Origin of the sequence: Citrobacter europaeus (assembly GCA_020099315.1) — a bacterium.
Classification (GTDB): domain Bacteria; phylum Pseudomonadota; class Gammaproteobacteria; order Enterobacterales; family Enterobacteriaceae; genus Citrobacter; species Citrobacter europaeus.
The window spans coordinates 3014485-3039052 of record CP083650.1 but is presented as its reverse complement, the minus strand read 5'-3'; the positions used below and the strand labels follow the sequence as shown (position 1 = coordinate 3039052).

Sequence of the window (24568 nt, the reverse complement as noted above, 5' to 3'; positions counted from 1 at the left end):
AATGGGGCAATTTTTTGCTTACGCGACGGTTTTCACCGTAATGGGGGATAACCATGTCGCATAACGCTACTCCAAACACCTCTCGCGTGGAATTACGTAAAACGCTTACGCTGGTTCCGGTTGTCATGATGGGCCTTGCCTATATGCAGCCGATGACGCTGTTCGATACATTCGGTATCGTATCAGGAATGACCGATGGTCACGTCCCGACAGCTTACGCCTTTGCACTGATCGCCATCCTCTTTACCGCACTGAGCTACGGTAAACTGGTGCGTCGCTATCCGTCTGCAGGCTCTGCCTACACTTACGCCCAGAAATCCATTAGCCCGACCGTTGGCTTTATGGTGGGTTGGTCATCACTGCTGGACTACCTGTTCGCACCGATGATTAACATTCTGTTGGCGAAAATTTATTTTGAAGCTCTGGTGCCGTCGATACCGTCATGGATATTCGTGGTGGCGCTGGTGGCCTTTATGACCGCCTTTAACCTGCGCAGCCTGAAATCTGTTGCGAATTTCAACACCGTCATCGTGTTGTTGCAGGTGGTACTGATTGCAGTGATCCTCGGCATGGTCGTTTATGGCGTGTTCGAAGGGGAAGGTGCCGGTACGCTGGCGAGTAGCCGTCCGTTCTGGTCTGGTGATGCGCATGTGATCCCGATGATCACGGGGGCCACCATCCTGTGCTTCTCGTTCACCGGTTTTGACGGTATCAGCAACCTGTCAGAAGAAACCAAAGACGCTGAACGCGTGATCCCGCGTGCGATTTTCCTGACCGCGCTGATTGGTGGCCTGATCTTTATCGTCTCCACCTATCTGTTGCAGTTGTACTTCCCGGATATCTCGCGCTTCAAGGATCCAGACGCTTCGCAGCCGGAAATCATGCTGTATGTCGCTGGTAAATTCTTCCAGGTTGGCGCGCTGATTTTCTCTACCATTACCGTACTGGCGTCCGGTATGGCGGCGCATGCAGGCGTAGCGCGTCTGATGTACGTGATGGGCCGTGACGGCGTATTCCCGAAAAGTTTCTTCGGTTACGTACACCCGAAATGGCGTACTCCGTCCATGAACATCATTCTGGTTGGTGCGATTGCTCTGCTGGCAATCAACTTCGACCTGGTGATGGCGACGGCGCTGATTAACTTCGGTGCGCTGGTAGCGTTTACCTTCGTTAACCTGTCGGTAATCTCCCAGTTCTGGATCCGTGAGAAGCGTAACAAAACGCTGAAAGACCACTTCCAGTACCTGTTCCTGCCAATGTGCGGTGCGCTGACCGTTGGCGCGCTGTGGGTGAACCTGGAAGAGAGCTCAATGGTTCTGGGCCTGATCTGGGCTGCTATTGGCCTGATCTACCTGGCTTGCGTGACCAAAAGCTTCCGTAATCCGGTACCGCAGTACGACGAAGATATCGCGTAATAACGGCATTTAGCTGAAAAAAAACGGAGACATGTTCTCCGTTTTTTTATACGTGGGATTTATACAATCTCTTGCGCATACTGCCAGAGTGATTTCAGCAGCATCAGCTTTTCTTTGTTGTCCGCATATTGCTGACTCAGCATCTGTAATTCATTGGCATAATTTTGCAAAAACTCCGGCGTGAATACCTGACGACGATGGTCCAGCCAGCGTTGTTGTTCGGCTTCATCCAGCGTTCCGGGGAAGTTACGCGCGCGGTAATTAAACAGTAGTTTTTCAATGCGTTTATCAACAAAGGAGATATCCAGCGCCGGTAAATTGCGCGGTTCGGTTTCCAGAACGATTTTCATCGCGGCGCGGTCGGCATCGCTGAAAAAGCCGTTGTACAACTGGGCGTCTACGTTATCAGATGACACAAAGGGTTGTGCATCGGCGAAGATAGCCACGACTTTGTCGCGTACCTGAGGGTTTTCGCGCAGAACCTTGAGATTGTCCAGGCATTGCTGGCGGTTAATGCCAAGACGATCGGCATCTTCCGGGCGCAGAGTGTTCGCTTGTGCCAGGACCGGACATTTGTTGATGTGCACCAGTTTAACCGGTACAGCGGGGTTATCTCCCAGATCTGCCTTAGCGGTGTAGAGCCGCTCACGCAGCGCGTCGCTGTCCAGCTCGAGCAGCGGCGAAATATCACCGGCTAAGTCGACCATAATCACCGCGTTGCGATTCTCCGGGTGCCAGGCCAATGGTGCCACCCAACTGGTGTTACCGCGCCACGCGCCAAACATACCCGAAACATGAACCAACGGCTTCATTTGCGGGACATCAATCAGCGCGGCCAGCTTGTGCTTATTACGATGGCTGTAGAGATAATCAAACAGACGCGGCTGGCGCAACTTCACTAACTGTGCCATCGCGATCGTGGCGTAAACGTCGGCCATCGCATCGTGGGCATTGGCGTGTTCAATACCGTTGGCTTTGGTCAAATGCTCCAGGCGAAAACTGGGTAAGCCGTCGTCGTTTTCCGGCCAGTTAATGCCTTCAGGACGCAGGGCATAGCAGGCGCGCATCACATCCAGTAGATCCCAGCGTGAATTATCGTTCTGCCAGCTCCAGGCATAGGGATCGTAGAAATTGCGATACAGAATGTTGCGCGTCACCTCATCATCGAAGCGCACGTTGTTATAGCCCAGGATACAGGTTTTCGGCACGGTGAACAGGGCGTGGATGCGCGCAGCAAAAGCGGCTTCATTCTCTCCCTTTTCACGTGCTTCCTGCGGGGTGATTCCGGTTATCAGCACCGCCTCAGGCTGCGGCAGATAGTCGTCTGCGGGTTTGCAGTAAAAGACTTCAGGTTCACCGATGATGTTGAAATCGTTATCTGTGCGGATAGCCGCAAATTGCGCGGGCCTGTCCAGCGCCGGATGGGTACCAAAGGTTTCGTAATCGTGGAAGAGAAAACCAGGTTGCTGCTTGCCGTCATTCATTGTTCAGTTATGTCCGGGATCAATTTAGCGCTCGGCCAAGAATACCAAAAAATAGCGAGGTAATCAGCAATGGCATTATCGATGCTGGATGGCGCACGCAATAAAATTGCGATGAATGCGGCTTTAATAGAATTGAATAATAAACTCTGTGTTATTAAAGGAAATTACTGGAATAAATTTTCTGAAATTTACGGGCTGGAAAATAATCTAATTGATAACCATTATTGTTATTTTTTTCTGTTAGTTTGTTGTTTCTGGAAGTTTTAAAAGTCTTTTATAAACAATAGGTTTTTATAATCTTGAATTGACGACTTCATATTGTAATGAAATGTGAGTGAGGTTAAAAATTAATAATTTAAACGCCATATAATCATTGGATATATCTAATAACAGGAGGTTATATGAGCATTAGTCGGCGTAATTTTTTGCGAGGAGTGGGCATCGGTTGCTCAGCCTGCGCGATAGGGAGTTTCCCGCCAGGCGCACTGGCGCGAAATTCTCCACAGAGCATTAAGGGGAAAACATCCCTGACGCCAAGTTTGTGCGAAATGTGTTCTTTTCGCTGCCCAATTCAGGCGCAGGTAATTAATAATAAGACGGTTTTTATTCAGGGGAACCCTAATGCGCCTCAGCAGGGGACGCGAATCTGCGCTCGTGGTGGCAGCGGTGTTAGCCTGGTCAACGACCCACATCGTATTGTTAAACCCATGAAGCGCACAGGACCTCGCGGGAGCGGTGAATGGCAGGTCATTAGCTGGCAGCAGGCGTATAAAGAAATTGCTGAAAAAATGACGGCAATAAAGGCGCAGTATGGTCCGCAAGGGGTCGTATTCTCTTCCAAATCCGGTTCGCTTTCTGGTCATTTATTTCATCTGGCAACAGCATTTGGATCGCCAAACACCTTTACTCACGCGTCGACGTGTCCTGCCGGAAAAGCCATTGCCGCGAAAGTAATGATGGGCGGTGACTTAGCCATGGATATCGCCAATACCCGATATATGGTCTCTTTTGGCCATAACCTCTATGAAGGCATTGAAGTTGCCGATACGCATGAGCTAATGACCGCGCAGGAAAAGGGCGCCAAAATGGTCAGTTTCGATCCCCGTCTGTCCGTCTTCTCCAGCAAGGCGGATGAATGGCATGCGCTTAAACCGGGCGGCGACCTGCCGGTGTTAATGGCCATGTGTCACGTCATGATTAATGAAAATCTGTATGACGCAGACTTTGTGGCACGCTACACCACCGGGTTTGACCAACTGGCAGAAGCAGTACAAGAAACCACGCCGGAATGGGCGCAAAAGCAAGCGGATGTGCCTGCTGATGTTATTGTCCGGGTCACCCGCGAAATGGCCGCCTGTGCGCCTCATGCTATCGTCAGCCCAGGCCATCGCGCGACGTTTTCGCAAGAAGAAATTGATATGCGGCGTATGATTTTTACCCTCAATGCGCTGCTGGGTAATATTGAGCGTGAGGGTGGCTTGTACCAGAAAAAAGCCGCGGCAACCTACAACAAGCTGGCCGGAGAGAAGGTTGCTCCTGTGCTGGCAAAACCCGATGTCAAATTACCCAAACCAGCTGCACAGCGCATCGATCTGGTTGCCCCTCAGTTTAAGTACATTGCGGCGGGCGGTGGCGTGGTACAAAGCATTATCGACGCTGTGTTAAATCAGACGCCTTACCCGGTGAAGGGCTGGATTATGTCCCGTCACAATCCCTTCCAGACGGTAACCTGTCGGCCAGATCTGGTTAAAACCGTTGAACAGCTCGATCTGGTGGTCAGTTGCGATGTCTATTTAAGCGAAAGCGCGGCGTATGCCGATTATCTTTTGCCTGAATGTACTTACTTTGAGCGCGATGAAGAAGTCTCTGACATGTCGGGCCTGAATCCGGCCTATGCCCTGCGCCAACAGGTTGTTGAACCTATAGGCGATGCACGTCCGAGCTGGCAAATCTGGAAAGAACTGGCCGTGCAATTAGGTCTTGGGCAATTTTATCCCTGGCAGGATATGCAGACGCGACAACTGTTCCAGCTCAATGGCGATCATGCGCTGTCCGCTGAACTGCGTCAGAAAGGATATCGTGAGTGGGGTGTTCCGCTGCTGCTGCGTGAACCTGAAGCGGTGCGTCAGTTTGTGGCGCGCTATCCGGGCGCTGTGGCGGTTGACGGCGACGGCACCTATGGCGAGCAACTGCGCTTTAAATCCCCGTCGGGAAAAATCGAACTCTACTCTGAGGCGCTGGAAACGCTTCTGCCTGGCTACGGCATTCCGCGCGCCCGCAATTTTGCCCTCAAAAGCGACAATGAACTCTATTTTATTCAGGGAAAAGTGGCGGTACATACCAATGGCGCGACGCAATATGTGCCACTGCTCAGTGAGCTGATGTGGGACAACGCGGTGTGGATCCACCCACAAACGGCCCGCGAAAAAGGGATTAAAAACGGCGATGAGATCTGGCTGGAAAATGCGACCGGCAAGGAAAAAGGCAAAGCGCTGGTCACTGCCGGAATTCGACCCGATACGCTGTTTGTTTATATGGGATTTGGCGCCAAGGCGGGAGCCAAAACAGCGGCGACGACGCACGGTATTCACTGCGGTAATTTGCTTCCGCATGTTACCAGTCCGGTTTCCGGTACGGTGGTACACACCGCTGGCGTTACGCTTAGTCGGGCATGAGAAAGGAGAACATCATGAATCAATCAACAAACCCTTATGTCATGCTGCATGACGAGAAACGCTGTATTGGCTGTCAGGCGTGTACAGTTGCCTGCAAGGTACTGAATGACGTGCCGGAAGGATATAGCCGCCTACAGGTGCAGATCCGTTCACCCGAACATGAACCCGAGGTGCTGTCCCACTTCCAGTTTGTTCGCGTTTCCTGTCAGCATTGTGAAGATGCGCCTTGCGTCAGCGTCTGTCCTACCGGCGCTTCATTTCGTGACGAAAATGGCATTGTGCAAGTGGATAAGTCTCGCTGTATTGGTTGCGACTACTGCGTTGCCGCTTGTCCGTTCCACGTACGCTACCTCAACCCGCAAACGGGGATTGCCGACAAATGTAACTTCTGCGCGGATACTCGCCTGGATAGTGGTCAGTCACCTGCCTGCGTTTCCGTTTGCCCGACGGATGCGCTGAAGTTTGGCCGTCGCGACGACCCGGAAATTCAGCATTGGATAAATCAAAAAGAGGTTTATCGCCAGCAGGATACGCGCAGCGGCCCGGTAAGTGTCTATCGGCGTAAAGAGATCCATCAGGAGGGGAACGTATGAATTCTATCTGGGGGGCAGAGCTTAACTATGCGCCAGATTACTGGCCGCTGTGGCTCATTTATGCAGGCGTTGTTGTCGTGCTGATGATTGCGGGTCTGGTCACGCACGCGCTGTTGCGTCGGATGCTGGCGCCCAAAACGACAGCCGGAGAAGAGCATCGGGACTACCTCTATTCGCTGGCGGTCCGCCGCTGGCATTGGGGCAACGCGCTACTCTTTATCCTGCTACTGCTGAGCGGTTTGTTTGGCCACTTCTCAGTCGGACCGGTGGCATTGATGGTGCAAATCCATACCTGGTGCGGTTTTGCATTATTGGCCTTCTGGATTGGCTTTGTGTTAATAAACGCAACCAGCGGCAACGGCTGCCATTATCGCGTGAAGTTGAACGGGTTGATATCACGCTGCCTGCTGCAAACGCGCTTCTATCTGTATGGCATCATGAAAGGCGAGCCACACCCGTTTGCCGCAACGGCAGAGGACAAATTCAATCCGCTGCAACAGCTGGCCTATCTTGCCATCATGTACGCGCTGGTTCCGTCGCTGATCATCACGGGGTTGCTATGTCTTTACCCGCAGGTGATTGGGGCGGGGCCGGTGATGCTGGTGCTGCATATGGCGTTAGCGGTTGTGGGCTTACTGTTTATCTGCGCGCATATTTACCTGTGCACGCTGGGCGACACGCCGGGGCAAATTTTCCGCAGTATGATCGATGGCTATCACCGCCATCGCAGCCATCACGCAGAGACTGCGCCGCGTAAAGGGTAGTTCCGGACGAGGCTTGTCTCTGAAAATCTTTCCTGATAGCAAGAAAATGTGCCTTATGTCACATTTTCTTGCAATTTATCCATGTTTGTTCGACAGAACTTCCGTAAAAAGAACGGCTATTTCTCCCTTTTCTGAGGACATGCTGTTGAAACGCCGTTTGTTTATTGCCGCTTCACTATTCACGATGAGTTTTACGTCCGCCTGGGCGAATGATGCCGTAAGCTTCGCCCCACAACCTCCGGCGATCGCTGCCGGGGCGTGGGTATTAATGGATTACACCACGGGCCAAATTCTGACAGCCGGTAATGAACACCAGCAGCGCAATCCCGCCAGCCTGACTAAGCTGATGACCGGCTATGTTGTCGATCGCGCAATCGACAGCAACCGTATTAGTCCGACAGATATTGTCACCGTCGGGCGCGATGCGTGGGCGAAAGATAACCCGGTATTTGTCGGTTCATCCCTGATGTTCCTGAAAGAAGGGGATCGCGTTTCGGTACGCGACCTCAGCCGTGGATTAATCGTTGATTCAGGAAATGACGCTTGTGTGGCGCTGGCGGATTATATCGCCGGGGGACAACCGCAGTTTGTCGCGATGATGAATAACTATGCGCAAAAGCTGAACCTACAGGATACCCATTTTGAAACGGTACATGGCCTGGATGCGCCGGGTCAACATAGCTCGGCGTACGACCTGGCCGTGCTGTCCCGCGCTATCATCCACGGGGAGCCGGATTTCTACCATATGTACAGTGAGAAAAGCCTGACCTGGAACGGCATCACGCAGCAAAACCGTAACGGCTTGTTATGGGATAAAACCATGAACGTTGATGGCCTGAAGACAGGGCACACGTCCGGCGCCGGGTTTAACCTGATTGCTTCCGCCGTTGACGGGCAGCGCCGCCTGATTGCGGTTGTGATGGGCGCGGAGAGTGCGAAAGGGCGCGAAGACCAGGCACGTAAACTGCTGCAGTGGGGGCAACACAACTTTGATACGGTGCAGGTTTTGCGTAGCGGTAAGCAGGTTGGTACTGAACGGATCTGGTATGGCGATAAAGAAAAAATCAGCCTCGGTACCGAGCAGGATTTCTGGATGGCCCTGCCTAAGGCGGAAGTCCCTAACATCAAAGCAAAATATGTCCTTGATAAGAAAGAACTGGTTGCGCCAATCGCCGCGCATCAACGTGTGGGGGAAATTGAACTCTACGATCGCGATAAGCTGGTGGCGCATTGGCCTCTGGTTACGCTGGAGTCCGTTGGCGAAGGCGGCGTCTTTTCGCGTCTGAGCGATTATTTCCACCACAAAGCGTAGTTTTCCCGATGCGCCAGGCTGGCAAGAGTGCGAATCTGCTCACATAATAATCACTGTTTCCTTGTGGCCGACATAGCTAAAAATTACACTGTATATAAATACAGTGTAACAGTGGAGGTTGTATGGAGTACGAGATAAAGCAGGTTGATAAACGCATGATTGCCGGTTTCCATATGGTTGGACCATGGGAACAAACGGTTAAACAGGGTTTTGAGCAGTTAATGAAGTGGGTCGACGGTAAACAGGTTGTGCCATTGGAATGGATAGCTGTTTATTACGACAATCCTGACGTGGTTCCAGCAGAAAAACTGCGCTGTGATACCGTGGTTTCTGTGCCTGAAGGTTTTGAAATACCGGAAAACAGCGAAGGGGTGATCCTCACCGAGCTGGCGGGTGGCGACTATGCTGTAGCCGTAGCGCGCGTTGAAAATCATGATTTTGCGACGCCGTGGTATCAGTTTTTTGAGCGCCTGATGCAGGATACGACTTATACGATAGCCGCTAAACCCTGCTTTGAAGTTTATATGAACAATGGCATGGAGGACGGCTACTGGGACATTGAAATGTATGTGCCGGTGCAACCGAAGTAACTGCTTAAGGTGTAAATCAGGATGATGTTTTCACCGTAAAACAGGTACAATTCGCTTCTTTGCTATTCCCTGACGGAGTGCATGAGTGCGTGCAGATAAGTCACTAAGTCCTTTTGAAATTCGTTTGTATCGTCATTATCGTGTGGTGCATGGTATTCGCATTGCGCTGGCGTTTCTTCTTACTTTTCTGTTGGTACGTCTGTTTAACATTCCTGAAGGTACATGGCCTCTGATCACGCTGGTGGTGATTATGGGGCCAATTTCTTTTTGGGGTAACGTTGTTCCCAGAGCGTTTGAGCGTATAGGCGGAACTATCCTGGGCTCGGTGCTTGGATTGATTGCCCTGCGTCTGGAACTCTTTTCGCTTCCGCTAATGCTGATATGGTGCGCGGTGGCGATGTTTCTCTGCGGCTGGCTGGCGTTGGGTAAAAGGCCCTATCAGGCGCTGTTAATTGGCATCACGCTTGCCGTGGTCGTGGGGGCGCCTGCCGGAGATATGAATACCGCGTTATGGCGCGGTGGCGATGTTATTCTGGGGTCGTTACTGGCGATGCTGTTTACCGGCATCTGGCCGCAGCGGGCATTTATACACTGGCGTATCCAACTGGCGCATTGCGTAACGGGGTACAATCGGGTTTATCAGGCCGCGCTATCCCCTAATCTGCTTGAGCAACCGCGGCTGGAGAAGCATTTACAACAACTCTTAAGCGACGTTGTCAAAATGCGTGGGCTCATCGTTCCTGCCAGCAAAGAAACCCACATTCAAAAATCGATCTTTGAAGCTATTCAGACGGTTAATCGCAATCTGGTCTGCATGCTTGAGCTGCAAATCAATGCGCTTTGGGCCAGCCGCACCAGCCACTTTGTCATGCTGAATGCGCAAACTTTGCGTGAAAATCAGCTCATGACGCAGCAGGCGCTACTGACGATAACCCACGCTTTGTACGAAGGGAATCCGCAGCCGGTGCTAGCCAATACGGAAAAGCTCAATGACACCGTGGCGGAACTACGCCAGCTCATTGCTGAACAGAAAGGCGATAATGTCGCTGAAACGCCCATTCACGGCTACGTTTGGTTGAACATGGAAATGGCGCGGCAGTTGGAGTTACTCTCACATTTAATCTGTCGCGCGCTGCGCAAATAAAGAGCAGATGAGGGGATTGATTCTGCTGCTGCTTCGATTCAGCAAAGAATAGAGGTATGATACTGAAAAAGGCTAAAACCATTGGTAACTGCAATGGCTTACCCTCGATAATTCAGGTTTCAACCATGCATTGTCAATGCAGATGCAACTTGAAGTATGGCGGGCATGAAAGTAATGTTGACCCACTTTAGCCGTTGTTTTAACGAATCCGAATCTCACATTATCAGGGGTGTAAAAATGGAAACTACCAAGCCTTCTTTCCAGGACGTGCTGGAATTTGTTCGTCTGTTCCGTCGTAAAAACAAACTGCAACGTGAAATCCAGGACGTTGAGAAAAAGATCCGTGACAACCAGAAACGCGTTCTGCTGTTAGACAACCTGAGCGACTACATCAAGCCTGGAATGAGCGTGGAAGCGATTCAGGGCATTATTGCCAGCATGAAAAGCGATTATGAAGATCGTGTTGATGATTACATCATCAAAAATGCCGAGATCTCTAAAGAACGCCGCGATATCTCTAAGAAGCTGAAAGCGATGGGCGAAGTGAAAAACGCCGAAGCGAAAGCCGAGTAACGATTATATCTTTGTTCGGGTCGCTGCATAGCGGCGACCCTTATTGCAGTTCGACCCCGCCAGTAACCATCCGCAACAAATGCTGTTCCGGCCAGTGGGCCGTTAGTTTTTTCTGCGCCAGCATCCATTTAATGTAATCCACATCATGTCGGTTTCTGTCCAGCATCAGCCCGACTACGCTGCCGCTGTGCGCGACGTTGACGCCGTATAAATCACATTCTTCTACCAGCGCTAACAGTGAATCAAAATCCGGTTTTGGTAACAGTAACTGGCTGGCGATCGCGCTAAGCGTAGCGGCTTCTCCCAGGCGGTAAGGATTTTGGCTGAGACAGGCTTCCTGCACTTTTTCCCATGCCCGTTTTAATGCGGCTGCTCCCGCCTGCAGGCCGGAATGACGTGGAATACGGTGATAATCCGCGGTACGTAATGTTTCCGGACTTTCAAGAACCAGCAGATCGAGTTGAGGCTGAGTTTCACAGGCAATTTGCGTGGAGGCGTTGTTATGATCGAAAAGAGTAAGCTTCCGAAAAACGGTGCTGTCGGTCGGCTCCAGCGAAACACAAAGCTGCGCCAGTGCCGGTTCGTCCAGTTGATGGCCGAGGTAATGCGCCGTGGCGATCGCCGTGGCGGCAATATCCGCAGTGCTGCTGGCCATCCCTTTAGCGACGGGAATGGTTGACTGAACATCAATTCGGATATCCTGACTAAGATGCGCCGGGTACTGCCAGTGCTGTAATAACCTGTCTACCATTGCCCGGGAAAGTGGACGTTCGTCCGTTAGCGGTGAGCCTGAACTGACCTCAACGGTGCTATACCATTCGACCGGGCAGGAGACCAGTTTCTCACTGCCCAGAATCCAGCCCTGGATAAGTTCTCCGCACGATGCGGGACATTGCGCAACAGCCACGTCTTCACCTTTGTGTTCAGCAATCCTCGGCGCATAGTGTCATGGCGATCGCGCTATTACCATGATTTGCCGCAATTTGCGGTGTGGCAATATCAGGCGGGAATGCCCAATGTCACAGTTTCTGATATCGCTAAACGCATAACGTCCTGAGCTATCATTAACTCTTCATTGGTATTAATCACCGCCACTTTGACCACCGCATTTTCCGTCTGAATAAAGGTGGCGTTACGCTGATTTTTTTCTTCATCAACGGCCAGACCTAAGAAATTCAGGTTGTGACAAATTGCGGTGCGGGCCCGTGCTGAGTTCTCGCCAATTCCTCCGGTAAACACCAGCGCATCCAGGCCGCCCATCTGCATAATATAGCTGCCAATAGTAGCGCGAATCCGCTCGGCAAAAAGCGTCAACGCCAGTGCGGCCTGGTGATTGCCCGTATCTGCGGCATGTTCAACATCACGATAGTCGGGTGAAATACCAGAAACGCCGAGCAATCCAGATTCATTGTTGAGCAATTGGTTGAGCTGCTGGGGAGTTTTGCCTTCGCGCAGGGCAATCCACGGCAAAATGGATGGATCAATATCGCCACTTCGCGTGCCCATCATTACGCCAGACTGCGGCGTAAAGCCCATTGATGTATTTACCGAATGCCCGCCTTTGATAGCACAGATGCTGCTGCCGTTGCCCAAATGACAACAAACAACGCGCAGGGCGCTGAGCGGCACGCCCAGCTTTTCAGCCAGCTTAGCGCTGACGTACTTGTGGCTGGTGCCATGAAAACCATAGCGACGAATACCCAACTCTGAATAGTAGCGCCAGGGCAGGGGATAGATGAAAGAGGGTTCATCAAGGGTCTGATGAAAAGCCGTGTCAAAAACCGCAACGGCCGGCGTATTTGGCAATAGCTGGCGAAATACCGCAATTCCCAACGCATTTACCGGGTTATGAAGCGGTGCCAGTTCCGCAAGGCGTTCGATTTCCGCCAGCGTTTCATCGGTTACCAGCGCGGAATCTTTAAAGGATTCTCCGCCGTGGGCGACGCGATGGCCAACGCCGTCAATCTCTTCCAGACTGCTGATAATATTGTGACTGAGCAGTTTTTCCAGCAGCAGCGTCACTGCTTCACGGTGATCGGCTACGGGCAAAGTCTCCTGCCATTTCTGCGCTGGTGCTTTTAGGGTGACATGCGCATCAGACATACCGATACGCTCGATCAGTCCCTGGCAAATCATTTCACCCTGTGGCATCGCCAGTAGCTGAAACTTAAGCGAGGAGCTGCCTGCATTAATGGCCATTATTTTGTGAGACATGAAGGTTCCTTTGCATTCAGAAAAGTGAACATCTCATCAACCCCGGTATTCTCCAGCGCGCTGGTGACAAATACTTTTTGTGCGCCAGCCTGAACTAACCAACTCTCCACAAGAGAAATACGCTGCGGGTTAGCTAAATCGGCTTTGGTGACGAGACCGATAACGGGACGGTTCATGGGACCTGTAAAACCTGGAGAAAAAGGTGACCATGGCGCGTCAGCATTCAGAACCAGCGCGATAATGTCTGCTTCACAGGCGCTGACCAGCAGCGCGCTGTACAGGCAGCGGTTTTCGAGATATTCACCCGGTGTGTCTATTGCCGTAGGAGACCAGACTATGGCCTGGGTCTTCTGATAGTGAAGCGCCTCTCCCCGCATGCACTGCGTGATCGACGTTTTACCGCACTGGCTGGGGCCAATTAACATTATGCGTTTCATGCTTTACGTCCGGGTGATGGGGCAAGCGGTAAAACGCATCATTTCGCCCAGCGTTCGGGTTACCTGTTTCAGCGCGTACTCAACGGCGGAAACATCGCCAGTCAGTACCACCGCGCCGGTAAACCGGTCGAGAAAGCCAATCTCTACCGCCCCGGATTTCGTGGCGATATCACAGGCGATGATTGAGGCTTCGCTAGGGGTAATGGTCAGAATACCGATTGCGGAAACTGAATCTGGTAATCCCAGTTTCTTGAACAAATCTTTACCAGGATTGGCGATAAGATGCGCCAGCGTGACCTGCTTGCCTGGAACATATTCCTGAATCATTCGATCCGTGGTGGGTTGTCTTTCCATTATCCCTCCACCATTTGTCGCCACATGCTTTCATGCGGGCGAGGTATGACCGAGCGGTAAACCAGCAGGCCTTTTTCACCCGCACTTTCACTGGCAACCGTTACCGCGTTATTCACATCCGACACATCGCCGGCAACGACCATGTAGCACTTGCCGCCAATACCAAATGCCATATGGACGCGAACCAGCGTGACGTTAGAGGCTTTAACCGCCCGGTCGGCGGCGCAGATGCAGGCAGCAACGCTCCATGTTTCGACAATGCCAACTGCCTGACGCTTATCCACGCTGTTTAGTCCGCTGATTGCGGGAAGTACGCTGGCATGAATGTTGGGGAGTACCAAACTGTCAACGAGCATATCGCCAGCCAGAGATGTTCCAGTGGCTATCGCCTGTTGTACGGCACCTACGTCACCACCGAGCATGAGCAGAAATTTTCCCGGGCAGATGGTCTTGCTGACCAGTAAATTCACATTCGCGCTTTTTAACATGGCATCGCCAGCTTCCATTCCTTTGGCAATGCTGGTGAGTTCTAAAATCCCTATAGCCTGAGACATGATTAACCTCTAATTACCGTGATGGATTGCTCAGTGATTTCGCTGACAATACCGTCAATACTGGCGTGAACAGGCGCGCCTAATGCACCGGACGGCACATCGGCAACGCATTGACCGCGAACAACGCGTTCACCTTGCTGTACACATGGGGTGGCGCTGGCGCCAATATGCTGGCGTAGCAACAGCGTCGTTTTATCGGTGGAATAATCAGTCTCAGCCAGTGGCGCGTCGTGATACCAGTCGCTAAGACCCAGTTTGGTGATAAGGCGTTTAACCGGGATCAGCCGGTACTTCGCCATTTCATCCTCAGGATTTAGCGGCCCTTCATATCGATGGTTGAGAGCCCGCAGCTCGCGTTTAAGCATGCGGTTGATTCGCATCGGTGATATCCCAACCGGACAGGCTACGCTTTCACACACATTGCATTCTGAACAGGTCAGGGCTGTGAGCAGCAGTTGCGGCGTGGCCGCCTGCTGATAATTCACCGCACGAACCAACAGGTGCGGGGATAATTCATGGCCGATCAAATGCCTTGGGCACAAATCCGTACACAAACGGCACTGCTCGCAAACGGTTTTTGCTACTGAAAGCACAGTGCGTTCATCCTGCATCCGCCGCTGAATCAACGCATGAGACTTAGGCAAAACCAGCAGGCCCCCGGTGGTCTTGCTGACTGGGGTATCCAGTGAAGTAATCAGGCCGCCCATCATCGGACCACCGTTGATAAAACCGGGATCGTCAACGGTTGCGCCGCCGGCCAACGACAGAACATCACGTAAAGACATTCCGATAGGGACAGTGAGAGTGATTGGTTTGGCGACTGCGCCGTTAATGGTCAGGGTACGACGCGTAACGGCGTACTGTTGCTCAACTGCTCTCGCGATGTTGAGCACGGTCTGGACGTTATTGACTACTACGCCGACGCTAACAGGCAACGCGGCAGGCGGAACTCTCCGACCTGTTGCCATCCAGATGGTCAGAACCTCGTCACCTGCCGGGTAGACATCAGGCAAAATATGTAAGCGGATCCCGGCAGGCAGAAGGGGCGTTAACGCCTTGATCGCTTTGTGGTATTTCTCTTTGAGCGCAATAATTCCGACACTGGCTCCGGTAGCCGTCATGGCATATTGAACGCCGCGGATAAGTCGCTCAGCCTGGACGGCCATTAACTGCTGGTCAACTTTCAGCATTGGCTCACATTCCGCCGCATTGACCAGAAATGTATCGACCTGCGCCTGTAATTTTACGTGAGCAGGAAAGCCCGCGCCTCCTGCCCCGACAACACCCGCTGCGCGAACGCGTTCGCGAATTGTCTGCGCATCATAAAGCGTGGACTCTGCCGTCATGGCTGTCTTCATAATAATTCCTCAAGCAGTTCCTGCATGGCACTGGCGTCGGCAACACGCGGATTGGTTTGCAGGGTGACGTCAGCCAGCGCGGCCTGAACCATCGACGGTATACGTTGTGACCAGGCTTGCTTTCCGTCTTTAAGCGCGTCAACAAAAGAAGGTAACGCACACTGTTTTTTGAGTAGCTCGATATGACGAATAAGCGCATTCAATGCCGCTGTATCGTTCGCGCTATCCGGGCATAAGTGACAGGCTTTAGCGAAACGGGCATAGCGCTTAGCAGCCCGCGGATCGCGGGCATTAAAATGAATGACATGGGTCAGCAGCAGCGCATTGGCAAGTCCGTGCGGCAAATGAAACTGACCGCCCAACTGATGGGCAATCGCATGATTGATCCCCAGTCCAGCCTGACTGAATGCCATTCCCGCGAGCGTTGAGGCGTTGTGCATTTTCCCTCTGGTTGCCAGGCATTCGCCTTTACTGACGGCGACAGGCAGGTACTGGAAGACGATTTGTGCCGCTTTTTCAGCCAGCGCGTCGGTGAAGTCGCTGGCTTTTGTGGACACGTAAGCCTCCAGCGCATGCGTTAACACGTCCATGCCGGTATTTGCGGTTATGGCTGGCGGAACGCTGACGACCAGCGTCGGATCAAGGATGGCCATGTCCGGATAAAGCGCATTATTGAATAATGGATATTTAATGCCTTTATCCGGATCGCTAATCACGCAGGCGCTGGTGACTTCCGAGCCTGTGCCGCTGGTGGTAGGGATAGCGACACAGGTTTCAATTTCAATACCGAACTGTCGGCTGAACCAGACGATGGCTTTTGCAGCGTCCAGAGCTGAGCCGCCACCAAAACCAATGACGACATCTGGTCGCAGGGACTGCATTTGCGCAATCCCATGTACTACCGTGTTAATGGTAGGATCGGGAGTGATGTCGCTGAAAATGCTGATGCGGTTATCCGCTGGCAGAGCGTCGCGCAGCTTTTCAATCAGGGGGGAGCGCGCGAGAAAACCATCGCAGATAATCCAGATATGCTTATTCGTGAAGCGCTTGAGCACATCCAGACTTCCCTGGCCGCTGTACAATCGAGTTTGCAGTGAAAAGCTTTTCATAACGGCCCCATTAGCGAATAGAAAAACCGTTTGTCAGCACGCAACGACGAGAACGTGCGAAAGTGCGCGCAGATGTTGTTCCCTCGCCAGTTGGCGTCGCAATGGTGAAAGTAGTAAAGCCTTCACCACCCACGCCAATCCCGGCGTAAGAGGGGCCATTTTTCACAAAGATGGAGGTCTGAAGCGTGCGCGCGGCAAGGTTCAAACGTGACACATTCTGCGAATGCATAATGGCGGTGTGATGCAATCCCTCTTCAACCTTGAGGGCCAACGTTAACGCGCTGTCAAAATCGCTCACCGTGACGACGGGGAGCATTGGCATCAGTTGCTCGCTGGTCACCCACGGGTCGTCACACTTGACGATGCCTATCAGTAATCGAGGCGCTTTTGCCGGAACCGGTATTCCTGCTGCTTCCAGTAAGATTGCCGGGCTTTTACCCACCAGTTTTTTATTGGCCACGCCTTCTGGCAGACAGGCTGCGCGCAGTTTGTCTACCTCTTCGTTATTGAGTAGCATCGCGCCAAAAGACTGCATTTGTTGAACCAGTCGTTCAGCAACAGCATCAACAACAATCAGGCTCTTCTCAGCAATGCAGGGGAGGTTGTAATCAAAGGATGCGCCATTGATGATATCTTCCGCCGCCTTAACCAGGTCGGCCGTTTCATCAACAATGCAGGGCGGATTCCCTGCGCCTGCGCCAATGACTTTCTTCCCGCTTTTCATGCCCATAGCAACAATGCCAGGGCCACCGGTAATCGCCAGAACTGCGATTTTAGGGTGCGCCATCATCTGCTGGGTAGCCTCAAAAGTGGGTTCTGTGACCGTGACGACAAGATTGCGAATCCCGCAGCAACGGAAAGCAATATCTTCAATCATGGCAATCAGCTTCAGTGAGACTGCTTTAGCACCCGGATGCGGGCTAAAATAAACGCTATTTCCCGCAGCCAGCATACTGATGCTGTTGTTAATAATGGTTTCCGTCGGGTTGGTGCTTGGGGCGACGGAGCCAATTACGCCAAATGGAGAATACTCAAATAACACCATGCCGCCGTCGCCGGTTAGCGCCGTGGTGGTGAGATCTTCGATACCCGGGGTGTTGTCCAGCGCGGCTTTATTTTTAAGGAACTTATCCTCTTTGTTGCCCATTCCTGTTTCGGTAGCGCTCTCAGCGGCCAGTGAAGCAAGATGAGGCGTCAGTTCTTCGCGCAGAGCGTTTATGATGGCGCTGCGGGTTTTCAATGGACATTGCTGGTAACGCAGAAAAGCCTGATGAGCGGCATCGATCGCTTCGCCAACGGCCGGAAAAATTCCGTTATTCTTAACGTCTGTTTTTGCCGGGGCGAGTTGTTCACTCAAAATGTTACGAATAAGGGTTTCAAGTTCTGAAGTATTCATTGATGTGTTCTCACGTTAATCGCCGCAATGGCCGTTTCTGCAATGTCCATATCCTGCTCAACGCTTCCCCCGCTGATGCCAAGACCCCCAAGGAGTAAACCCTCACGCCATAAAGCGTACCCGCCACCAAAGGTGACGACTTTTCCCTGCATATGGCTTTCCAGACCGTAAAGCGCGGCGCCTGGTTGTACCTCTGATGTCAACTCATGCGTGGCGGTTTTCATCGCCACGGCAGTCCAGGCTTTCTTCGGCGCCAGTTCGCTACTGACGAGTAATGCGTCAGGCATGCGCCAGGCCACCGTTTGGGTCCCGTTCGCATCGACAATGCTGATGACGACCGGAACCTGGAGTTCTTCTGCTCTCGTTACCGCAGCACAAGTGAGTTGGTGGAGTTCCTGAAAAGACAGAGACATAGCCGGCTCCCTCGTGGCTGAAGTACGGATGGCGGCAAGATAGCGCTCCGCCACCTTCTGAATAATGTCGTTTTGATGGGCGTCATGATCTTCTGCACGTGCAAGCGCATATAAACAGTCGGACAGGCGATTGATATAACGCATTAGCACGTGTCTGACGGCGATCTCGGTGGAGAGCTCGACCAGTCGCCTCTCTGCGCGACGAGCCAGCGTGCGGGCAAAATGCAGACGGCTGGCGGCTTCACTGCGGCCAGGTAAGATAAAGCTGCGCAGGGGAGGTACCCTGCCCATTGCGGTATCGATGGCGGCTTCCAGTGCTGCAATTTCTTCCGAGCTGATATAACGCTGCTCTGGCGTTGGTTCTTCGCTTTCGCTTGCCAGCTCGGCGCTGAACCAAAAAAGCTGCAGTTGAATGTTTTCAAGTAACTGGCGGTGCTGCGGGTTTTTCGCCGCGCAAACGCACAGGCTAAGCGCCGCATTAAGTTCATCCAGCGTACCGTAAGCCTCGACGCGCGGGTGCGTTTTGCTCACGCGTTGCCCGGTAAAAAGGGCCGTTGTGCCAGCATCGCCGGTGCGGGTATAAATCGCCATAGTTCCTCCTAACGAGAAAGCGTGTCGACAATGCCGACGATAGCCAGGTCGATGGCCTCATTAGGGCCAGAAAAAACGTGTCTGGCGCTGGAGCCGCTGCTGAGCAATACCAGTTCGCCGGTCCCCGCGCCGACGGAATCAACGGCGACTTCATCTCCGCTTAGCGGGGATGCGGGAAGCTCTCCGTCAGCACTCACCCGACGTACCAGCAGCAGTTTCTTCCCCACCAGCGATGGAGATTTTTGCGTGGAAACCACAACGCCTGTAACCCGTGCCAGATGCATAGTTCACTCCTGCTTAATTAATTGAACATTTCGCGTACTGACCGCTTCCTGAGCCAGGGCCGTCACGACACATCGACGGCGTAGCACCAGTACGCCACCTTTCAATTGGGCAACGTCGGCATAGCTGAGAAGTTTGTCAGGATGCAAAAAAATGATTCGCCCCAGCTCGTCACTGAACTCCAGCGGCAGACGCGCGAGTTTTTTCACGGGGATCGCGGGTAACAATCGATGATGTAGTGAAATTTTCAGGCGGACTCCGCATGCCAGCGCCTCGTGAATGGTTACCACCGGCGCATTGGCTGAGCAATCCTCGGCAATTTGCTGCAACAATGGCAGGTCGACCTGCAGGAGGTGGATCGCCGAGTACTGGCAGCATACTGTCCGTGAATCGAGTTCCCGTAACTGCGCGACGCTAAGAGTGAGCGTGCTTTCCGCGCGTTTTTTTAATCGGGAAACAACCTCCTCGATAATGCGTTGCAGCAGTTCGTTGTTCATCGTGGGCTCACCAGTGTGGCAAATGCCTGCGGATTATCAGCACCTGCAGCATTGGCTTCGTCTGTATCGATATGCATCTCAAGGCGCATATCTGGCGAAACGCGTACGGCGACGTTATCGAAAATCAGTCGACGTTCATCGCCATTAATGGCGACCGAGACTTTATCGCCATGGGATACGCGCAGGATCAGGGCATCGAGAGGCGACATATGGATATGCCGTTGGGCGACAATTACCCCGGATGCTAAGTCCAGCTCAGCAAATGGGCTGACGAGGCGAACGCCAGGCGTGCCCTTGATATTGCCTGACATCCGCAACGGAGCAGCAATTCCCAGCGTGCGGGCGTCGGTACGGGAAATCTCGACCTGACTGGTGCTACGCAGTGGGCCGAGTAAACGCACATTTTTTAACTGGCCTTTTGGCCCCACCAGCGTGACGGTTTGCTCTGCTGCATATTGTCCGGGCTGCAGCAGCTCTTTTTTCTCACTAATAGGGTGATTAGGAAACAAGCGACCGTAATCTTCAGCGCACAGATGAATATGACGATTAGAGATCCCCAGCGGAATCGGGCGCTCGCGCATTTCATCCAGAACCTTAGCGACCGTTGTTTCCAGTTGCTGTTTATCCATTACGCTTCACCTCGTTTGCCAGAGTGCAGACAAAGAGTGCGCGGCTCGCCCTTTTGACGAGGGCAGGCAGGATCAAGACACAGATTGCAGCTAATTAGCTCGGCATCTTGCGGCGCTTCAGGTGCTGCCGGGTCTACAAGCATCTCTTCATGCGCTACGGCTGGAGTGGGTTCGGGTGTAGGTTCCGACTCCTGGGTAACGCTATGTGACAGGATACCGTCCCCTGGTCTGGATATGACTTTGTGGGCCACCAGTCCGTCACGTTGTTCAGCAAAACTGACACCGGTGGAAATGGCCGCCTGAACGGAGGCCACATCCCCGATTATCTTGATCACCGTCCAGCCTGAGCCGTTGGTTTTTTCGAGGCCCACCAGCGTGATGGAGGCGGCTTTCGCCATGACGTCCGCGCAACTGATGGCTAATGCCAGACCACTAACTTCAAGTAATCCCAGTGATTGCTTCACGCTGTGCTCCTTGGTTTTAACGCTTATGCGGATTTAGGTAAAATGGCTTCAACGTCGCTGTGCGGACGCGGGATAACGTGGCAGGATTTCACCTCACCAACGGCGCTTGCCGCTGCGCTTCCGGCATCTACGGCAGCTTTTACCGCGCCGACATCGCCGCGAACCATAACGGTGATCAGGCCTGAGCCGATTTTTTCGTAACCAACCAACTGCACGTTTGCGGATTTCACCATGGCATCAGCGGCTTCAATAGCGCCGACAAGCCCTTTTGTTTCAACCAGTCCCAGTGCGTTATTCATACTGCTTTTCTCCTGTGGGTTATGAGTGGCATTCCCGGAACGGAATGCCTTTAACCAGCCGCGCAGCGTTATTACCAATACTGCGACGAGCGTGGTTATCTTGTTGATACGTCAGCGTAAAAAGTGGCGCTGATGTGGGTAAGTTTTTGTAGTGCACGACCAGTTTTTCGCGACTGCAGCCAATGCCAACCAGCAATGGCGATTGGCAGGCAGCCAGCCATGCGTTGTGGATAACGTCAGTTGATTGGCTCTCCTGGATGACAAAGGGGATCCCTTCTTCTTCAATACCCAGCAGCACGTCACTCCAGACGTCAGCGCAGCCAGCAGTGGTGAAGATCACAATGGCGGGCGTGGTGAGATTACTTTCCATGAGCGAACGCCTTGTACCAGGAGAGAATCAGCCCGGTCGCAACCGCATTGCGTGGACCTTCGGTGCCACGAATGTTGCCGCGCCCGGCAACCAGGCGATAATGTGCCAGCGCATCGGTGACCAACTGTGGAACTTCGAAGTCCAGCGATGAGCCGCCAACCAGTACCACAAAGGGAATATCCCGAATGTTCCCGGTCGGACTCACCTGACGTAGCGCTCTGAGCGCGTTGGTAACGAAAACGCGTTCTTTCGCACTGCGGCGGATGGCCCGTACTTTCTCCAGCGCCAGTTCGCCTGGCAGTGGCACCAGTTCATCGGGTTTTACTACACACACGCGGGCAAAAACCGTTGGTGGGAGAGGCGTGGGGAAGAACTGGACGCTGCCATCTTCGTGGCGAAGATGGAATAAGCTTTCGACTTTTGCCAGCGGATACTTTTTGATCTCTTCAGCGAGATAACGGTCATCCAGCCCCAGTTCACGGGCAATGATCATCGTGACCATATCGCCCGCGCCCGCCAGGTGTGTGGCAATAATTTCGCCTTTCGGGTTGATGATGGAGGCGTCAGTCGATCCCGCGCCGAGATCCAGAATGGCCAGCGGGCGCGTCGTACCTGGGGTGGTTAAGGCTCCCAGAATGGCCGCTTCGGCTTCGGCGCCGCCAACCTGGACATCAATGTTGAGCTTTTGCGTGATTTCCTGGGCAATCATCGCCATTTGCAGGCGGTCTGATTTCACCATGGAGGCAATGCCGACGGCCTGTTCAAGGGAGAACTCACCGGCCAGGCCACCTGTCACGCTGACGGGAACCGAGGTATCGACCGCCAGCAGATCCTGAATAAAAATTTCGTGGCTGGGTTTGTTGGTTAATTCAGCCATTGTCTGGCGCACATGCTCCAGCATGCCGCCAATATTGGTGCCAGCCTCTCCGGTGACGTTATCCAGTTTCGGGCATTCACCGACCGCTTTCATAATCGCTTCAGCGCCAGCTGCAACGTCGACACGTACAGTACGACCTTGCGACTGTAGCTCCAGATTTCCGGCGGGAATAGCTCGTGCTTTCACATCGCCTGACGGTGTTTTCACCACCACGGCAGAGCGGTTGCCGATCAGCGCCCGCGCCATCGGGACAATGTTTTTAGTCTCCTCGGCATTGAGGCCAAAGACGGTTGCAATCCCGTAGGGGTTAGAAAGCGTTTCAATAACCTTTCCTGGGACCGCGACCTCAATGGCAGCCAGCATACCCAGAGGGATGCGGTTGATATGAAGGACTTCATCGACGATGGGCAGAGGCTGAGTCAGACGATTACTAACCAGAACGCCATCGTCCTGCTGCAAAATTACGCCAGTCAACTGATATCCGGCACGGACGGAAGCATTAATCATCGTGGCGACATCGGCGAAATCAAATGCCGATGACACCACCAGAATGTAGGGGGTATCCGCCGGGCGACTGAGCAGGTCTTCCGGCGTAATCGTGATGCCTACGCCTAACCCGACGCCGCCCGGCGTTTTGGGGTTATGGCCGATCATGGTGGATTCAGTGATGATGGTTTCGGTTATCGTTTCCATCGCCACGTCGCCAATGACCGGGGTGGCTTCGTTAATACGGATGAGCGAAATATCGCTGACATTGATACCGGCGTTTTTTGCCGCCAGCGTAAGCGCCTCCTGGATGCCAAACACATTACGTAATGTGCCCTTAATCCCGGTGGTTTCTGCCAGTGCGCTGCCGGTGATGTTCAGCGCGCCAGACTCATCCAGGGTTGCCAGAGCGACTTCCGTTGATGAGTTGCCTATGTCAATGCCAGCTATATATCGCATGATCCTGTCCCTGAGTTAGTCGTCGCCTTTGAGTTTTTTACGCTCAACGTACAGCGCTGCCGCTTCACGAACGAAAGCTGCACAGATCTTGGCCTGATAACGATTTTCGAGATCGTCGGCGATGGCCATCAGCTCATCTTTCGTTGAGCGGTACGGGCGCAGCGCGTTGTAGATCTCAAGAATGCGATCGTCAGGAACAGCAGTTAGCTCAGCGGCGCGCTCGAAGTTCATCGCCAGCCTGTCACGTCCGGCATCTTTGGCTATTTCTGCCTGCAGGCGCAGTGTTTCAGGGGTGATGCGCATGTCCTGCGCCGTCACGTTGTTGCTCAGAACATTTTCAAGCGTGAAATCATCCAGAGTTTTGTTGGTTGCGGTTTTTACCCACTCAGGATGTTTATTCGCGAGAGGGTAATCCGTGACTTTCGCGGTATGTGTTGATGAGCTCGCCGCAGCAGGCGTTACGGACTCGCCTTGCAGGCTGTTCATCCGGCTCAGCACATCCCGAACCATCGATTCAATTGCATCGGTATTCATGGAGTTATCCTTTATTAAAGCGCCACGCGCAGTTCCTGCGGGTTTTTGCCCGTCACGACGTATTTAGTCTCTTTTATGTGCAGAATGGCCGATTTCGCCTGGTACTTAGGGCGAGCCATCTGATCATTCAGAGTAGGGACCGGCTGCGGAGATTCACGCTTGGCATAACGCGCGGCGTTTTTACCGATCTGGCGATAGGTTTCCAGCGTCAGAAGCGGTGCCTGAGGGAACAGCTCCAGGTTTGAAAGCGGCGGTAACCCCTGCTGGTGGATAACCGTGGTGCCTTTTGACTGGATGCCGATAGAGATCCCGGAACCGCTCAGACGGTTACCCTCAACGGCGACAAACGCCACATCGGAGGATTTAAAGCAGCGTATAACACGCGCTTTAATACCTTCTTCTTCAATACCGGCAATCACTTCTCGCAAGATATTCTTATGCGGGATCCCTACGATATTGACGGTTTGCGACAGTCCAAACGCCGGACCTACGGCAATTATCACTTCGTCCTGCTGCTGGCCTTGTTTGGCTTCGCCAATCTCGGTCAGAAAGCTGTCTCCTTGTTCCGCAGCAGCCTGTGGTGCGCTAGCCGTTGTCGATGCGCGGAATGAGACAGGTTTGTCGCTGGTTTGCATTTCAGACAGTACGTCTTCAATTATCTGGCGCAGCAGCTTTTCATTGATTTCCATTTTTCA

The 24568-nt window shown here is 52.9% G+C and carries 28 protein-coding genes; 9 read left to right on the top strand and 19 right to left on the bottom strand.

What is annotated here, in order from left to right:
- Position 1: 1 nt before the first annotated feature.
- Both yoeI and plaP read left to right on the top strand, forming a co-directional pair.
- Positions 2-64 (top strand): membrane protein YoeI, encoded by a 63-nt coding sequence (gene yoeI / locus LA337_14500; GenBank protein ID UBI18476.1) that lies wholly within the window; start codon positions 2-4, stop codon positions 62-64.
- Positions 54-1415, top strand: a complete 1362-nt coding sequence (plaP, locus tag LA337_14495) for a putrescine/proton symporter PlaP (protein ID UBI14396.1) — start codon at positions 54-56, stop codon at positions 1413-1415. The genes yoeI and plaP overlap by 11 nt, the downstream gene beginning before the upstream one ends.
- 59 nt (positions 1416-1474) lie before the next feature.
- Here the strand turns inward: plaP and sbcB are convergent, their stop codons facing one another.
- Positions 1475-2899, bottom strand: a complete 1425-nt coding sequence (sbcB, locus tag LA337_14490) for an exodeoxyribonuclease I (protein ID UBI14395.1) — start codon at positions 2897-2899, stop codon at positions 1475-1477.
- 401 nt (positions 2900-3300) lie between these two features.
- Between sbcB and phsA the strand changes: the two genes are divergently transcribed.
- The 7 genes from phsA to LA337_14455 all read left to right on the top strand — a co-directional run bounded on the left by phsA (position 3301) and on the right by LA337_14455 (position 10550).
- Positions 3301-5574 carry a thiosulfate reductase PhsA gene (phsA, locus tag LA337_14485; GenBank protein UBI14394.1) on the top strand — a complete coding sequence of 758 codons (2274 nt, stop codon included), beginning with the start codon at positions 3301-3303 and terminating at the stop codon, positions 5572-5574.
- Positions 5575-5588: 14 nt separating this feature from the next.
- Positions 5589-6167 carry a thiosulfate reductase electron transport protein PhsB gene (gene phsB / locus LA337_14480; protein ID UBI14393.1) on the top strand — a complete coding sequence of 193 codons (579 nt, stop codon included), beginning with the start codon at positions 5589-5591 and terminating at the stop codon, positions 6165-6167.
- Entirely contained in the window at positions 6164-6931 is a 768-nt protein-coding gene (locus tag LA337_14475) for a thiosulfate reductase cytochrome B subunit (protein UBI14392.1), read from the top strand. The genes phsB and LA337_14475 overlap by 4 nt, the downstream gene beginning before the upstream one ends.
- Before the next feature lie 139 nt (positions 6932-7070).
- On the top strand, positions 7071-8243 hold the full coding sequence (dacD, locus tag LA337_14470; protein ID UBI14391.1) for a serine-type D-Ala-D-Ala carboxypeptidase DacD: 1173 nt from the start codon (positions 7071-7073) through the stop codon (positions 8241-8243).
- Between the two features lie 122 nt (positions 8244-8365).
- A complete protein-coding gene (gene sbmC, locus LA337_14465) occupies positions 8366-8833 on the top strand; it encodes a DNA gyrase inhibitor SbmC (GenBank protein UBI14390.1) in 468 nt (155 codons plus the stop codon).
- Between the two features lie 85 nt (positions 8834-8918).
- Positions 8919-9977 (top strand): FUSC family protein, encoded by a 1059-nt coding sequence (locus LA337_14460; GenBank protein UBI14389.1) that lies wholly within the window; start codon positions 8919-8921, stop codon positions 9975-9977.
- A gap of 237 nt (positions 9978-10214) precedes the next feature.
- Positions 10215-10550 (top strand): DUF496 family protein, encoded by a 336-nt coding sequence (locus LA337_14455; protein ID UBI14388.1) that lies wholly within the window; start codon positions 10215-10217, stop codon positions 10548-10550.
- A gap of 40 nt (positions 10551-10590) precedes the next feature.
- Here the strand turns inward: LA337_14455 and LA337_14450 are convergent, their stop codons facing one another.
- From LA337_14450 to pduD, 18 genes are all read right to left on the bottom strand, one after another.
- Positions 10591-11457, bottom strand: coding sequence for an L-threonine kinase (locus tag LA337_14450; protein ID UBI14387.1), 867 nt, complete (start codon positions 11455-11457; stop codon positions 10591-10593).
- 92 nt (positions 11458-11549) lie between these two features.
- On the bottom strand, positions 11550-12764 hold the full coding sequence (locus LA337_14445; GenBank protein ID UBI14386.1) for an acetate/propionate family kinase: 1215 nt from the start codon (positions 12762-12764) through the stop codon (positions 11550-11552).
- A complete protein-coding gene (gene pduV, locus LA337_14440; protein ID UBI14385.1) occupies positions 12749-13201 on the bottom strand; it encodes a propanediol utilization protein PduV in 453 nt (150 codons plus the stop codon). Before pduV ends, LA337_14445 begins: the two co-directional genes overlap by 16 nt.
- Before the next feature lie 3 nt (positions 13202-13204).
- Positions 13205-13555, bottom strand: a complete 351-nt coding sequence (gene pduU, locus LA337_14435; GenBank protein UBI14384.1) for a propanediol utilization microcompartment protein PduU — start codon at positions 13553-13555, stop codon at positions 13205-13207.
- Complete coding sequence (gene pduT, locus LA337_14430; protein ID UBI14383.1) at positions 13555-14109, bottom strand: propanediol utilization microcompartment protein PduT; 555 nt, start codon at positions 14107-14109, stop codon at positions 13555-13557. The genes pduU and pduT overlap by 1 nt, the downstream gene beginning before the upstream one ends.
- A 2-nt stretch (positions 14110-14111) precedes the next feature.
- A complete protein-coding gene (locus LA337_14425; protein UBI14382.1) occupies positions 14112-15467 on the bottom strand; it encodes an SLBB domain-containing protein in 1356 nt (451 codons plus the stop codon).
- Positions 15464-16576: an iron-containing alcohol dehydrogenase gene (locus tag LA337_14420; GenBank protein UBI14381.1), complete on the bottom strand. Its 1113-nt coding sequence runs from the start codon at positions 16574-16576 to the stop codon at positions 15464-15466. Before LA337_14420 ends, LA337_14425 begins: the two co-directional genes overlap by 4 nt.
- A 10-nt stretch (positions 16577-16586) precedes the next feature.
- Positions 16587-17972, bottom strand: a complete 1386-nt coding sequence (pduP, locus tag LA337_14415) for a CoA-acylating propionaldehyde dehydrogenase PduP (protein UBI14380.1) — start codon at positions 17970-17972, stop codon at positions 16587-16589.
- Entirely contained in the window at positions 17969-18976 is a 1008-nt protein-coding gene (pduO, locus tag LA337_14410; protein ID UBI14379.1) for a two-domain cob(I)yrinic acid a,c-diamide adenosyltransferase PduO, read from the bottom strand. The genes pduP and pduO overlap by 4 nt, the downstream gene beginning before the upstream one ends.
- Before the next feature lie 8 nt (positions 18977-18984).
- Positions 18985-19260 (bottom strand): EutN/CcmL family microcompartment protein, encoded by a 276-nt coding sequence (locus tag LA337_14405; protein UBI14378.1) that lies wholly within the window; start codon positions 19258-19260, stop codon positions 18985-18987.
- Between the two features lie 3 nt (positions 19261-19263).
- Complete coding sequence (pduM, locus tag LA337_14400; GenBank protein ID UBI14377.1) at positions 19264-19755, bottom strand: microcompartment protein PduM; 492 nt, start codon at positions 19753-19755, stop codon at positions 19264-19266.
- Complete coding sequence (locus tag LA337_14395) at positions 19752-20384, bottom strand: phosphate propanoyltransferase (GenBank protein UBI14376.1); 633 nt, start codon at positions 20382-20384, stop codon at positions 19752-19754. Before LA337_14395 ends, pduM begins: the two co-directional genes overlap by 4 nt.
- Positions 20384-20848: a BMC domain-containing protein gene (locus LA337_14390; GenBank protein UBI14375.1), complete on the bottom strand. Its 465-nt coding sequence runs from the start codon at positions 20846-20848 to the stop codon at positions 20384-20386. Before LA337_14390 ends, LA337_14395 begins: the two co-directional genes overlap by 1 nt.
- Before the next feature lie 23 nt (positions 20849-20871).
- On the bottom strand, positions 20872-21147 hold the full coding sequence (gene pduJ / locus LA337_14385) for a propanediol utilization microcompartment protein PduJ (protein UBI14374.1): 276 nt from the start codon (positions 21145-21147) through the stop codon (positions 20872-20874).
- A gap of 19 nt (positions 21148-21166) precedes the next feature.
- A complete protein-coding gene (locus LA337_14380; GenBank protein ID UBI14373.1) occupies positions 21167-21517 on the bottom strand; it encodes a glycerol dehydratase reactivase beta/small subunit family protein in 351 nt (116 codons plus the stop codon).
- The gene (locus LA337_14375) at positions 21507-23339 is read right to left on the bottom strand and encodes a diol dehydratase reactivase subunit alpha (protein ID UBI14372.1); all 1833 of its coding nucleotides are present in this window, start codon (positions 23337-23339) and stop codon (positions 21507-21509) included. The genes LA337_14380 and LA337_14375 overlap by 11 nt, the downstream gene beginning before the upstream one ends.
- 15 nt (positions 23340-23354) lie before the next feature.
- On the bottom strand, positions 23355-23873 hold the full coding sequence (pduE, locus tag LA337_14370) for a propanediol dehydratase small subunit PduE (protein UBI14371.1): 519 nt from the start codon (positions 23871-23873) through the stop codon (positions 23355-23357).
- A 14-nt stretch (positions 23874-23887) separates the two neighbouring features.
- A complete protein-coding gene (gene pduD, locus LA337_14365) occupies positions 23888-24562 on the bottom strand; it encodes a propanediol dehydratase medium subunit PduD (GenBank protein UBI14370.1) in 675 nt (224 codons plus the stop codon).
- Between the last annotated feature and the right edge of the window lie 6 nt (positions 24563-24568).

Bases quoted from the DNA above. Each gene is read 5' to 3' on its own strand.
- plaP (UBI14396.1), top strand. From the start codon at position 54: ATGTCGCATAACGCTACTCCAAACACCTCTCGCGTGGAATTACGTAAA.
- sbcB (UBI14395.1), bottom strand. From the start codon at position 2,899: ATGAATGACGGCAAGCAGCAACCTGGTTTTCTCTTCCACGATTACGAA.
- phsA (UBI14394.1), top strand. From the start codon at position 3,301: ATGAGCATTAGTCGGCGTAATTTTTTGCGAGGAGTGGGCATCGGTTGC.
- phsB (UBI14393.1), top strand. From the start codon at position 5,589: ATGAATCAATCAACAAACCCTTATGTCATGCTGCATGACGAGAAACGC.
- LA337_14475 (UBI14392.1), top strand. From the start codon at position 6,164: ATGAATTCTATCTGGGGGGCAGAGCTTAACTATGCGCCAGATTACTGG.
- dacD (UBI14391.1), top strand. From the start codon at position 7,071: ATGCTGTTGAAACGCCGTTTGTTTATTGCCGCTTCACTATTCACGATG.
- sbmC (UBI14390.1), top strand. From the start codon at position 8,366: ATGGAGTACGAGATAAAGCAGGTTGATAAACGCATGATTGCCGGTTTC.
- LA337_14455 (UBI14388.1), top strand. From the start codon at position 10,215: ATGGAAACTACCAAGCCTTCTTTCCAGGACGTGCTGGAATTTGTTCGT.
- LA337_14445 (UBI14386.1), bottom strand. From the start codon at position 12,764: ATGTCTCACAAAATAATGGCCATTAATGCAGGCAGCTCCTCGCTTAAG.
- pduV (UBI14385.1), bottom strand. From the start codon at position 13,201: ATGAAACGCATAATGTTAATTGGCCCCAGCCAGTGCGGTAAAACGTCG.
- pduU (UBI14384.1), bottom strand. From the start codon at position 13,555: ATGGAAAGACAACCCACCACGGATCGAATGATTCAGGAATATGTTCCA.
- pduT (UBI14383.1), bottom strand. From the start codon at position 14,109: ATGTCTCAGGCTATAGGGATTTTAGAACTCACCAGCATTGCCAAAGGA.
- LA337_14425 (UBI14382.1), bottom strand. From the start codon at position 15,467: ATGAAGACAGCCATGACGGCAGAGTCCACGCTTTATGATGCGCAGACA.
- LA337_14420 (UBI14381.1), bottom strand. From the start codon at position 16,576: ATGAAAAGCTTTTCACTGCAAACTCGATTGTACAGCGGCCAGGGAAGT.
- pduP (UBI14380.1), bottom strand. From the start codon at position 17,972: ATGAATACTTCAGAACTTGAAACCCTTATTCGTAACATTTTGAGTGAA.
- pduO (UBI14379.1), bottom strand. From the start codon at position 18,976: ATGGCGATTTATACCCGCACCGGCGATGCTGGCACAACGGCCCTTTTT.
- LA337_14405 (UBI14378.1), bottom strand. From the start codon at position 19,260: ATGCATCTGGCACGGGTTACAGGCGTTGTGGTTTCCACGCAAAAATCT.
- pduM (UBI14377.1), bottom strand. From the start codon at position 19,755: ATGAACAACGAACTGCTGCAACGCATTATCGAGGAGGTTGTTTCCCGA.
- LA337_14395 (UBI14376.1), bottom strand. From the start codon at position 20,384: ATGGATAAACAGCAACTGGAAACAACGGTCGCTAAGGTTCTGGATGAA.
- pduJ (UBI14374.1), bottom strand. From the start codon at position 21,147: ATGAATAACGCACTGGGACTGGTTGAAACAAAAGGGCTTGTCGGCGCT.
- LA337_14380 (UBI14373.1), bottom strand. From the start codon at position 21,517: ATGGAAAGTAATCTCACCACGCCCGCCATTGTGATCTTCACCACTGCT.
- LA337_14375 (UBI14372.1), bottom strand. From the start codon at position 23,339: ATGCGATATATAGCTGGCATTGACATAGGCAACTCATCAACGGAAGTC.
- pduE (UBI14371.1), bottom strand. From the start codon at position 23,873: ATGAATACCGATGCAATTGAATCGATGGTTCGGGATGTGCTGAGCCGG.
- pduD (UBI14370.1), bottom strand. From the start codon at position 24,562: ATGGAAATCAATGAAAAGCTGCTGCGCCAGATAATTGAAGACGTACTG.